11 protein-coding genes are annotated in these 11,382 nt (G+C 40.4%); 7 read left to right on the top strand and 4 right to left on the bottom strand.

What is annotated here, in order from left to right:
• Nucleotides 1-88 precede the first annotated feature (88 nt).
• The 5 genes from NST15_RS17690 to NST15_RS17670 all read left to right on the top strand — a co-directional run bounded on the left by NST15_RS17690 (nucleotide 89) and on the right by NST15_RS17670 (nucleotide 4,825).
• Nucleotides 89-367, top strand: a complete 279-nt coding sequence (locus NST15_RS17690) for a hypothetical protein (protein WP_342498705.1) — start codon at nucleotides 89-91, stop codon at nucleotides 365-367.
• Between the two features lie 51 nt (nucleotides 368-418).
• Nucleotides 419-1,252 (top strand): PRD domain-containing protein, encoded by an 834-nt coding sequence (locus NST15_RS17685; protein WP_026050173.1) that lies wholly within the window; start codon nucleotides 419-421, stop codon nucleotides 1,250-1,252.
• A gap of 255 nt (nucleotides 1,253-1,507) precedes the next feature.
• Entirely contained in the window at nucleotides 1,508-2,896 is a 1,389-nt protein-coding gene (locus tag NST15_RS17680) for a sucrose-specific PTS transporter subunit IIBC (protein WP_008345474.1), read from the top strand.
• Nucleotides 2,897-2,915: 19 nt separating this feature from the next.
• A complete protein-coding gene (locus NST15_RS17675; protein ID WP_342498704.1) occupies nucleotides 2,916-4,373 on the top strand; it encodes a sucrose-6-phosphate hydrolase in 1,458 nt (485 codons plus the stop codon).
• A 197-nt stretch (nucleotides 4,374-4,570) separates the two neighbouring features.
• Nucleotides 4,571-4,825 carry a hypothetical protein gene (locus NST15_RS17670; RefSeq protein ID WP_008359596.1) on the top strand — a complete coding sequence of 85 codons (255 nt, stop codon included), beginning with the start codon at nucleotides 4,571-4,573 and terminating at the stop codon, nucleotides 4,823-4,825.
• A 386-nt stretch (nucleotides 4,826-5,211) separates the two neighbouring features.
• Here NST15_RS17670 and NST15_RS17665 read toward each other — a convergent pair whose 3' ends face one another.
• The 3 genes from NST15_RS17665 to NST15_RS17655 all read right to left on the bottom strand — a co-directional run bounded on the left by NST15_RS17665 (nucleotide 5,212) and on the right by NST15_RS17655 (nucleotide 8,198).
• Entirely contained in the window at nucleotides 5,212-6,066 is an 855-nt protein-coding gene (locus tag NST15_RS17665; protein WP_035702466.1) for an Rgg/GadR/MutR family transcriptional regulator, read from the bottom strand.
• Nucleotides 6,067-6,956: 890 nt separating this feature from the next.
• On the bottom strand, nucleotides 6,957-7,766 hold the full coding sequence (locus NST15_RS17660; protein WP_008343648.1) for a bifunctional hydroxymethylpyrimidine kinase/phosphomethylpyrimidine kinase: 810 nt from the start codon (nucleotides 7,764-7,766) through the stop codon (nucleotides 6,957-6,959).
• Nucleotides 7,767-7,892: 126 nt separating this feature from the next.
• Entirely contained in the window at nucleotides 7,893-8,198 is a 306-nt protein-coding gene (locus NST15_RS17655) for a general stress protein (RefSeq protein ID WP_025208177.1), read from the bottom strand.
• 127 nt (nucleotides 8,199-8,325) lie between these two features.
• Here NST15_RS17655 and NST15_RS17650 point away from each other — a divergent pair, with 127 nt between their 5' ends.
• On the top strand, nucleotides 8,326-9,153 hold the full coding sequence (locus NST15_RS17650) for a glycosyltransferase family 2 protein (protein WP_342498703.1): 828 nt from the start codon (nucleotides 8,326-8,328) through the stop codon (nucleotides 9,151-9,153).
• Nucleotides 9,150-9,836 carry a uracil-DNA glycosylase gene (locus tag NST15_RS17645; RefSeq protein WP_017360124.1) on the top strand — a complete coding sequence of 229 codons (687 nt, stop codon included), beginning with the start codon at nucleotides 9,150-9,152 and terminating at the stop codon, nucleotides 9,834-9,836. Before NST15_RS17650 ends, NST15_RS17645 begins: the two co-directional genes overlap by 4 nt.
• 26 nt (nucleotides 9,837-9,862) lie before the next feature.
• Here the strand turns inward: NST15_RS17645 and NST15_RS17640 are convergent, their stop codons facing one another.
• Nucleotides 9,863-11,221: an aldehyde dehydrogenase gene (locus NST15_RS17640; protein ID WP_342498702.1), complete on the bottom strand. Its 1,359-nt coding sequence runs from the start codon at nucleotides 11,219-11,221 to the stop codon at nucleotides 9,863-9,865.
• Nucleotides 11,222-11,382: the final 161 nt, after the last annotated feature.

Below are 11,382 nucleotides of genomic sequence, written 5' to 3'. Positions count from 1 at the left end.
TGACAAACCTCTCTTTTTTCTCGGGATATGATAGGAACAGTTAATTTGCTAGAACTGCTAGATTCTAAGGAAAGCGGAGGGATGTTCAGTGAAGAAATGGAAGAACTGGTTGAGTGTATGGTTTGGTTTTGTGATGAATGTGCTTGTGAATCCTGGTGAGCTGCTGAAGAAGCAAGGGGTGAAAGTGACAGCAGTGGATGGAGGATTCTTTCTTGCGGTGAATGAGAGAAAGCTAGAGAAACTGGCAGATGAAAAGAAGAAGAAGCGCAGGACAGAAAAGCCGTTTCAAGAAAGTCTGATGATGCTTTATGAAAAGACAACGAGAGAGGCGCGTGCCGGTCCGTTCTTATCTTTACAGAAAAGTTGAAACAGGGTAAAATCCCACATAAGACACGTTATCTGTGGGAGAGGATGCCCCTTGAAGATATATAAAATATTGAATAACAATGCAGTGGTTGTAAAGGAGGGTGATCAGGAGAAAATTGTGATGGGGCCCGGAATTGCTTTTCAGAAGGGGAAAAATGACGTCGTTCCCGTTCAAAAAATAGAGAAGATTTTTGTTGTGCGTGAAGAAAATGAGAAATTCAAACAAATTCTTGCGACATTGCCAGAAGCGCATATTGAGGTGGCAGAGCATATTATTAGTTATGCAGAGGGTGAACTCATGATGCCGCTCAGTGATCATATCCACATTTCACTGACAGATCATTTATCCTTTGCCATTGAACGCGTTCAAAAAGGCATTGTCTTATATAATAAATTGCTTGGTGAGATCAAAGTCTTATATAAGCAGGAATATGATATTGGAAAGTATGCCATTCGTTATGTAAAGGAGCGGCTTGGGGTTGACCTGCCGGACGATGAGGCAGGGTATGTGGCACTTCATATTCATACGGCCAAAATGAATACGGAGTCCATGAAGAAGACGGTCAAATACACAACGATGATCAAAGAAATGATCGAGCATATCGAAAGCGTTTTTGAGCGCTCGATTGATGAGGATAGTATTTCATATCAGCGCCTTGTGACACATTTGAGGTATGCATTAGGCAGGTTGGAATCGAATGAAGCATTTCAAATCATGGACGATGACATGCTGACTTTTATCCAAACAAAGTATGATTCGGCTTACCGGTGTGCACTTGGACTGGCTGATTTGCTGAAAAAAGAATATGGACTTCATCTCCCTGAATCGGAGATCGGCTACATCACGCTGCATGTCCAGCGTCTGCAGGATGCCGAATTGGTGTAAAGGTTGTGCCTGTCCGCAGGCTTTTTTTTATGCACACTACTCTAATTAGTGTATATGGGTCATTTGATTCGAAAAAATAGGTTGACGCAGGTCACGCTCTTATACTATGATGAAAGCGTAATCAAAAACCAATATCGTGGGATTGTGACTGTCAGGCAGGCAAGACCTAAAATTTGCGTAACGAGGGGACGTGTATGTCCTTTCATCGTTAGTGAATTTTAGGTCTTTTTTGTTTTAAAAAAAGGGGGAGACAACATGGATTATCAAAAAACAGCCAAAGAATTAACAACATTATTAGGCGGCAAAGAAAATGTCATTAGCGCAACACATTGTGCCACACGACTCCGATTGGTGATGAAAGATGAGGCGTTGATTGACAAAGATGCCATTGAAGAACTTGAGGGTGTGAAGGGTGCCTTCTCAAGCTCGGGTCAATTCCAGATCATATTTGGAACAGGTTCTGTCAACAAAGTATATGAGCCTTTTGCGCGTGAGGCGGGTCTTGAGGCAGACGACGAGAATCAAAAACCAGCCAGCCATGATGAAGCCGTGAAGCAAAAAATGAATCCACTTGCACGTTTTGCCAAGACGCTATCGAATATTTTTGTACCAATCATTCCAGCGATTGTAGCAAGCGGTTTATTAATGGGCCTATTAGGTATGATGAAAGCCTTCAAATGGGCTGATCCAAGCTCTGCCATCTTCCAAATGCTAGATATGTTCTCAAGTGCTGCCTTTATCATTTTACCGATTTTAATTGGGGTTAGTGCAGCCAAAGAGTTTGGTGGAAATCCATATTTAGGAGCTGTCATTGGGGGCATTATGATTCACCCGAGCTTGCTGAATCCATGGGGACTGACAGACGCAAAACCAGAATATATGCATCTATTCAACTTTGATATTGCGCTTCTTGGTTACCAAGGAACGGTCATTCCCGTGTTATTAACTGTGTATATCATGTGCGTGATTGAAAAGAACTTAAGAAAAGTTGTGCCGAACAGTATTGATTTACTTGTGACGCCGTTTGTGACGGTGATTGTGACTGGATTTGTGACGTTTATTGCTGTAGGACCGCTAGGGAGAATGCTCGGTACAGGGATCTCGAATGCACTCACTTATGTTTATGACCATGCAGGATTCTTAGCTGGACTGATTTTCGGAGGTGCTTATTCTTTAATTGTACTGACAGGTGTTCATCATAGCTTCCATGCGATTGAGGCAGGACTTCTGAATGATATTGGACGGAATTATTTGCTGCCGATCTGGGCCATGTCCAACGTCGCTCAAGGCGGAGCTGGGCTAGCGGTCTTTTTCTTAGCAAAGCGTGCAAAAACGAAAGAAATTGCTTTACCAGCAGCATTTTCTGCTTTCTTAGGTATTACAGAGCCGGTCATATTCGGTGTGAATCTTCGTTATCGTAAGCCATTTATTGCTGCAATGATCGGAGGTGCATTAGGCGGGGCGTTTGTCGTCTTCACGAAGGTAGCCGCCAACGCTTATGGTTTAACAGGGATTCCGATGATTGCCATTGCAGCTCCATTTGGTTTACAAAATGTGGTAAATTATGTTATTGGTATGTTAATAGCTGTTGCTGTTTCATTTATTCTTACCATCATCTTTAAAGTCAAAGAAGTCGAAAAATAATCAAGGAGTGGTCACAGTGATGACAACAACGGACGCAGCACTTCGTCAAAAGGTAACAGATCGTATTCGAAACTATGAGCATTTGGTGAAAAAAGATGTGTACCGTCAGAACTTCCATTTAATGCCGCCAGTCGGTCTTTTAAATGACCCGAATGGATTGATTCAGTGGAAGGGAGTCTACCATGTGTTTTATCAATGGCAGCCATTTAAAACAGGACATGGGGCAAAATTCTGGGGTCACTACACATCAACCGATCTAGTGAATTGGCAGCATGAAGAGGCTGCCCTCACGCCAAGTGATTGGTTTGATCAGAATGGATGTTATTCTGGCAGTGCAGTCATTGATGATGGTCGTATGTATGTGATGTATACCGGAAATGTCCGTGATGAGCAAGGAAATCGTGAGACATATCAATGTTTAGCTGTGTCAGAGGATGGGATTCATTTTGAGAAAAAAGGTGTCGTGGCGACTTTGCCAGCGGGATTCACTGCACATTTTCGTGACCCGAAGGTGTGGAAGCGGAATGGAAAGTGGTACATGGTCCTTGGAGCACAAAGTGAAGATCTCAAAGGACATCTTGTCTTATTTACATCTGATACATTAGACAATTGGACGTTTCAAGGCATTATTGCAGGCAGTGGAAAGAATGGTTTAGATCATTTCGGATACATGTGGGAATGTCCAGATCTGTTTGAATTAGACGGTCAGGATGTATTGATCGTGTCACCACAGGGGCTGAAGCCTGATGGATTCAAATACAACAATACACATCAATCTGGTTATTTTGTTGGTACATTGGATGATCGTACCTACCAATATACGCATGGAGCGTTTGAGGAGCTGGATCGTGGCTTTGACTTTTATGCACAGCAGACTTTCCAAGATGAATCGGGCAGACGCATTTTAATGGGATGGATGGGTGTACCAGATCAAGGGGAAGAGCATCATCCAACCATCTCTTATCAATGGATCCATTGCTTGACGATTCCGAGAGAGCTCCGTTTAGATGATGAAGGACGTCTTATTCAACAGCCGGTAAGTGAACTTCGATCTATGCGGACAAATGAGCAGGAGCATGTTTTTCACGTTAAACGATCTGTTCACTCCATTCCTGTTGAAGATTTGACGAGCGCAGAGGTATTCATTGATCAAATTGAAACTCAAAAAGGATTTGAATGCTGTATCCGTGCTGCTGCTCGTATCATTTATGATAAAGATGAAGGCAAACTAACGTTAGAGCGAGATCGATTTGAAGATCGAATAAAGGAAGTTCGTGAAGTAGAAATTGAGGAATTACAGGATCTGCATATCTTTATTGATGCATCATCGATTGAGATTTTTGTCAACGGAGGCCGGGAAGTATTTACTGCACGTTACTTTCCTTCCCCGGGAAATAAATCAATCTCCATCAGTGGTAGAAATGAAACGAAGCTTAAATTGAAGACGTGGCATTTGCAAAAAGAAGCAGGTCATTGATCTGCTTTTTCTAGTGAGATCAGCCTGTATCTTAGTGCCTATAGAGCGTGGAAACAAGGGTCGCCTCAGGTGATGGAGATCGGTTTGATGACGTTTTACATATATGATAACAGGTTCAATTATGGTATCATTTTAAAATATATACAGCTGAGGCTGACGTTTATCCAAATGCGGTAGGACAAAAAGGGGTTGTTTACTTGAATTCAAAACAGCAGCCGACGACTAGAAAACGCTTGGAGACAATGGCAGATCATGTTGAAGATAAACGTGAAGAATATAAAGAATTGCTGATTCAAGTCCAATCTATTCTCGGTGAACCTTCTCTAGAGCAGGAAGAATTAAAAGAGAAGCTGTCAGATACGTATAAACAAATGAAAGAATATGCCTTATTTGTTGAATCCATTGAAGCCTTTATTCGAAAAATGGCGAAAGAATCTGATCAGCAAAAGTAGGTAAAAAAGTATGGTGAAAGAGTGTACCTGGGTGTGGGTATGCTTTTTTTATTTAAAGATTATCTATGTCAGTTTTATTCTAAATCTTAATGTATGATGATAAATAGAAATTTGTAGATAGAATATTTAATGTATATGAGTTTTAAAAGTGCAAGAAACATTACAATGCGGAAGGATAACCATTCTTCTCAAAACGAATGTAGAGAGAACTGATATCCATATTTTATTTAATATATGAGTAGATAGTAAAAATAATCCTAAGGTCTGTCTTAGGATTATTTTTGAAATTCTTTTATGTATTTCTTGAACCCACTTTCAATCCAGTAAAGTGAGATCAATTATTGTATTTTGTATCTTATTGAATTGTGGAATTTATTTTTATGGCTTTAATAATAGTTTTTGAACTCCGTATATAACATTTCTTCTAGTTTTTTTTCCTCTAGTATACTAAGGACTGTTACAGCTTTTTCAGTATACTCTTCAGGTGAATCCATGTTTAAGTTTTTTAGACATATCCCTTTACGACCATAGCAGATTGCCATCTCCCTGTATGCACCATGTCTTTTACAGAGAGGGATTGCTTCTTCTAATACAACTAATGCCGACTTAAATTTATTGTATTTTATTAAAAGAAGCGAAAAATTAACTCGAATATTAATTTCAATTTTATAAGTATCTTGAAAATTCTTATATATATTAAGTCTTTTCAATGCATTCTTTGCTATATGTATAGCTGTTTCTATAGGAAATATAAAAAGTATAGAGTTTATCAGTCTAATATCAATCAGGTACCAATTTTCATGCTTAGAAAGACGTTCCCAAACAGTATCTACATGATTGCGTGCTTGTTCAATACTACCCGTTTCATGGAGCACTATTAAAGCTGTACAAATACATTGAATATCACTGACCAATTGGTCCTCCGAATCTGATAGCAACCTTTCAGATTCTGTTATCAATTGTCTTAATTTGTTTGGATGATTGAAAGTCGTACGAAAAAAATCGTTAATAAACTTTTGCCTTCGAGTATATTGAAAATCGTTCATAATATAGTGAAACTCATCTAAAGAAACGTCTACTTTTTCCAGTAAAGCCATAAAAGATGACGCAAGTATGTCGATTCGATGTAGTTCAAACTTTGAATAAGCACTTTGTGATAGTAAACCACTAGAAACATAATGCTGAGTATATCCTTTGTTCTTTCTAATTGATCGCATAGTCTGTCCTATATTGTTAAGCAATTTTAATGTCCCCTTTCAGTCTTATTTGACTAAAATGTTATGAATGGTTCATACCATAATATAATAAATCCTGGAAATTGAAAAAAGCGTAGAGAACTATTTATAAACAGCATTACAAATATAGAGGAGAGTTGACTAAATGATAATTTGGGCTTTAATCACTACAATAGTATCTTTTATTTTAATTTTTAATTTTTGGAATGAAGATAGAAAAACATCATATGTATTCATAATGGCGACAATTTTTCTTATTTTCCTTGACCTTGGTTTAATATTTATTTGAGTATTAAAATTGTGTTTATTTTGCGGGTTGAAATAAGAATATTTGTCGTGATGATGATTTCTCGCCTAATATTAATAACTGCTTCTATAAACTTTAAAGAATACTGGTAATAGAGAAGTAATCGTCGATGTTGTTGTACCGAAATAAAAAATTTCTTTTGAGATGATAAACAGGAGAAGTTCGACTTAAAGAGTACCAAAAATTGTCGTGTTGCAACTTTATGTGAACTCTATGTTCCACGGAAGATGTGGAAAGGTATCTTTGGAAAAGATAGTATCAAAACGAATTAAGATTGATTAAATCAAATGAATGGAACATTCGGAGTTTATAAAAGTAGGATAATTCAGGAAATATCTGAGTGGAAGAACTCTTATAATGACTTAGCGGAAGGCTTGTAATACTGATATAAGTTGAACCCCCAAAATTGACTTATTACATATAGAATGCAACAAATATAAAAAGGGAGTTCAACTGTTGATGAATTGTGCAATATTAAAGGAATGACTAGTTTACACATCAATACGCTCTGTAAGTTTTATAAATTACTTTGAAATTTATTTATACATATGGTTTATTGCGTTGCTTCTGTATCCTTTGAGTTTTCAACTTATTTGTCCAAACGATGTGCGGAATGTTTCGTTGGTCCGATGTATTCGTTTAGTTGGAAAGAGCCTTTAATGGCAGCTGTGATGAATTCTTTTGCTGCATAAATGGCTTCTTTCACGTCTGAGCCGTTGGCTAGTTCAGCTGTGACTGCGGCTGAGAATGTGCAGCCTGCACCGTGTGTGTATTCTGTGTCGATCTTATCTGTTTCAAGGCGTTCGAAGGTTTGTCCATCATAAAGCAAATCAATCGCTTTATCAGGGCTTAGCTTACCGCCGCCAGTGATGACCACATACTTTGCACCAAGTTCATGGATGCGTTTTGCGGCTTCTTCCATTTGTTCCATCGTTTTGATCTCGCCAATGCCGCTTAATTGACCTGCTTCGAAAAGGTTAGGTGTGATAACTGTTGCCAGTGGCGTGAGCTTTTCGCGCAATGCTTCAGCGTGCTCTGGGTAAAGGACTTCGTTCGCACCTTTACATACCATAACAGGATCAATGACGACATTTTTCAGCTCATATGTTTTGATCGTTTCAGCTGCGAGTTCAATGACGTCAACTGTTGGCAGCATACCTGTTTTTAACGCATCTACACCGATGCCTTCCACGATCGTTGAGAGCTGCGCGCGGATGGTTGATGTATCGATTGGAAACACTTGATGATCCCAGTTGTTATGAGGATCCATTGCAACGACAACGGTTAAAGCTGTCATCCCGTAGACGTTTTTTTCTTGAAACGTTTTTAAATCTGCTTGGATACCTGCACCGCCGCTTGAATCCGAACCTGCGATGGTGAGTGCTTTATTCATAGACATAGTTGCTGAACCTCCAATGTGATGTGTAACAGTTACTGTTCTATCCCTTATTATAATCAGCTTTTCCATTTATCACAATGAAACGGCATAAAAAAGCGTTCCACTCTTCATGGAACGCCTCATTCTTTATCTTTTACAAATCACCAATTTCCCTTTTTTCAGCTCCTCTAAAAGCGTTAAGGCTAATTCTTGATCGGCGCCGGTCGACATGATTTTGGCCATCAGTTCATCATCCCTGGTGCGAATGACATTGGCGATCTGATCTAAAATCCCTTGATCGACAGCTGTCATGCTCTTTGCTTCCGTGTACTCAGTAACGGTATCAGAGCGTTCGGGGTCATACGCGAACACAAACACATCGTCCTTTGTGGATTGTATCTGTTCGATCGTCTGTTTGGCTTCTTTACTATTCTCAACTGTGAAAAATTCCATCATCATCACTCCTTTTCATCAAAAATTCCCATTTTCTCGATCAATCAAACCGCCTTTTATATCATGAGAAGAAAGCCGATTTATGTTTTAATGAAAAAGACGAATCTATTAAAGGAGTTAGGCCGATATGAAGATTTCTTTACTAATTGTGACACATAACCGGCTGAGCGCATTGTGTGAACTGCTTGAATCCATCTCGAGACAAAGCGTACAGCCTTTTGAAATTGTGGTCGTAAATGATGCAGGAGAGCGAGTGGACGTGATTCAGGAACTCTATCCAGAGCTGCCAATTCGCTTGATTCATTTAGATGAGAATGTCCAGCATGTGAACGCAAGAAATGTTGGCGTGCGTGAGCTGACAGGTGACGTCATTATGCTGAGTGATGACGATGATTATTTTACACCTTGTCATATTGAACGTATGAGCAAGGCGCTGGAAGACGCTGATTTTGTCTTTTCGGATGCGGAAATTGTTTCGTTTGAAGAACGAGGTGCGACTCGTTTTCCAGTATCAAGACGTTTGTTTGCTTATACAGCGGACATTGAGGACATGCGTGTTTTTTCTACATATGTTCCTTCTGGCAGTATGTACAAACGACGCATACATGATGAGATCGGCTATTTTGATCCAGCGATGCATCACTACTGGGACTGGGACTTTTTCCTGCGTGTTACGCAGCATGCACGAGCCAAACGAGTGCCAGTTGCCAGTGTGATCTATGCGTTCTTTGATGGTGGGGGCAATCAGTCGAGTGATCTTGGTGAAACAAGGAAGAACTATTTAGATGACCTGAGTGAAAAGCATGGGCTCGGTGATTTGCCAACAGCGAATTTTGCTGTCCTATTAGAAGAACCAGCGATGAAAAATCGAGAATCAGAGAGTGAGATTGTATGGGATGGAAAACCGATGATCTCAAGATTGGCACAGCAGACAGAAGGAGGACAACCGCAATGAAGCCATTTTTAAATGATAGCTGGTGGGCTGTGATGAAAAGTGAATTTGAACAGCCATATTATCAGGAATTACGTGAGTGGGTAAAGGAAGAATATCGTACGCAGATCGTGTTTCCAAAGCCAGATGACATTTATCGTGCCCTCCATTTGACGTCGTATGAAGATGTGAAGGTCGTGATTTTGGGACAAGACCCTTATCATGGCCCAGGACAGGCACACGGATTAAGCTTTTCTGTTCAGCCTGGTGTCAAGCATCCGCCATCTTTGAGAAATATTTTTCAGGAGCTAAAGGATGACCTCGGCTGTCCGGTCCCTAACCATGGCTCGCTTGTCAGCTGGGCAGAGCAGGGTGTCTTGCTGTTAAACACCGTGCTCACTGTAAGAAAAGGAGAAGCGAACTCGCATAAAGGCAAAGGCTGGGAACGTGTGACAGACCGCGTCATCGACGTCCTGAATGACCGAGATCAGCCAGTCGTTTTTGTGCTTTGGGGCAGACATGCGCAAAATAAAAAAGAACGCATTGATCAAAGCAAGCATTACATCATTGAGTCACCTCATCCAAGTCCTTTTTCCGCAAGAAACGGCTTTTTTGGCAGTCGTCCGTTCTCAAAAGTAAACGCCTATTTAAAGCAAATGGGGATCGATGAAATCAACTGGTGTATCAAGGACATCGAATCAAAATAGGACGAGGGAAAATCCCTTCGTCCTGTTTATTTTAAAAATTTACGGACAATGTCGAGTCCGTTTTTCGCATTTGGATAGCGGAAAGAAAAATCAAAGCGATTGGTTTGCCGCAGGACGCTTTTTTCATGTGTAAAGGTGAAAAAGCTTTCTTTTCCATGATATCGTCCGATACCGCTTTCACCAACGCCTCCAAATGGTAAATATGGAGTGGCGACATGCATCAGTGTATCATTAATGCAGCCCCCGCCAAATGAGAGGTTGTCTAGAATATAGGCTTCTGTTTCTTTATTTGTTGTAAATAAGTAAAGAGCGAGCGGCTTCGGTCTTGCCTTAATCATGTCAGCTGCCTCTTGAAGAGAACCAAATGTGATGACCGGCAAAATAGGTCCGAAAATTTCCTCCTGCATCACAGGGTCTTCCCATGTAATGTGATCTAGAATGGTCGGTGCGATTTTGAGCTCTTGTTCATTGCGCTGTCCACCTGTCACCATCGTGCCATTAGAGAGAAATTGTGAAAGTCGATCAAAATGACGCTGGCTGACATTTTTTCCGAAATGCGGATTTGTTTCAGGCTGGTCCCCGTAAAAGTCTCGGATACAGGTCGTCATTTCACGCAATAGTTCCTCTTTGATCGATTCATGAACTAGTAAATAGTCTGGTGCAATACATGTTTGACCAGCATTCGTGAATTTACCAAAGGTGATTCGTTTCGCAGCGAGCTTGATGTCTGCATCAGGCATGACAATGCATGGACTTTTTCCGCCGAGCTCAAGTGTGACAGGTGTGAGATGTTTTGCGGCCGCTTCCATGACGACTTTGCCGACGGCTACACTCCCAGTAAAGAAAATATAATCAAAAGGCAGTTTCAGAAGCTCTGTGCTGACATCCACACCGCCTTCAACGACCGCTGCAAGATCTTCTTGAAACACGCTTTCCACAATCGTGCCAATCACGTTTGAGACGTGCGGCGTTAATTCTGACGGTTTTAAAGTAACGGCATTTCCGGCAGAAATGGCTCCAACTAATGGCGAAAGGGCCAATTGGAAAGGATAGTTCCAAGGGGCAATAATCAGAACACTTCCGTACGGTTCCTTAATGATCATACTTTTTGATCCGATATGGGTCAGAGGTGTTTTCGCGCGAGATGGTTTGGCCCATTTGTGAAGATATTTGACGGTATGATTGATCTCTTCATATACCATGCCAATTTCTGTTGTATAGGCTTCCTGTTCGGATTTATGTAAATCATGGGCTAAGGCTTGTAATATGTCCTTTTCATGATGTTTAATGGCTTTTTTTAAATCGTTAAGAAGACGGATTCGATCTTGAACCGCTGGTGTTTGCACGTTTTTTTGTTTGTGAATGAGTTCAGTGAGTTTGCTCATCTTTCAGTCCTTTCAAAGACGATATTGTTTCTTTTTTATTATGTGTGAATCTTGGGTAAGGGTCAAATAAGAGGAACAGAAGCACACAGCTTTGAAAAAATGAGCCCATTCGGTTTGTTCATTTGGTAAAATAATGTTGGAAAACGAATTTTTTAGATTGG

The organism is Bacillus sp. FSL R5-0820 (assembly GCF_038593385.1).
GTDB lineage: Bacteria > Bacillota > Bacilli > Bacillales > Bacillaceae > Bacillus > Bacillus altitudinis.
The sequence above is the reverse complement of the archived record's forward strand: the minus strand, read 5'-3'. Positions and strand labels throughout refer to the sequence as shown.

Excerpts from the sequence above, each read along its gene's own strand:
- NST15_RS17650 (WP_342498703.1), top strand. The coding sequence starts at position 8,326 with ATGAAGATTTCTTTACTAATTGTGACACATAACCGGCTGAGCGCATTG.
- NST15_RS17675 (WP_342498704.1), top strand. The coding sequence starts at position 2,916 with ATGACAACAACGGACGCAGCACTTCGTCAAAAGGTAACAGATCGTATT.
- NST15_RS17655 (WP_025208177.1), bottom strand. The coding sequence starts at position 8,198 with ATGGAATTTTTCACAGTTGAGAATAGTAAAGAAGCCAAACAGACGATC.
- NST15_RS17640 (WP_342498702.1), bottom strand. The coding sequence starts at position 11,221 with ATGAGCAAACTCACTGAACTCATTCACAAACAAAAAAACGTGCAAACA.
- NST15_RS17660 (WP_008343648.1), bottom strand. The coding sequence starts at position 7,766 with ATGTCTATGAATAAAGCACTCACCATCGCAGGTTCGGATTCAAGCGGC.
- NST15_RS17645 (WP_017360124.1), top strand. The coding sequence starts at position 9,150 with ATGAAGCCATTTTTAAATGATAGCTGGTGGGCTGTGATGAAAAGTGAA.
- NST15_RS17680 (WP_008345474.1), top strand. The coding sequence starts at position 1,508 with ATGGATTATCAAAAAACAGCCAAAGAATTAACAACATTATTAGGCGGC.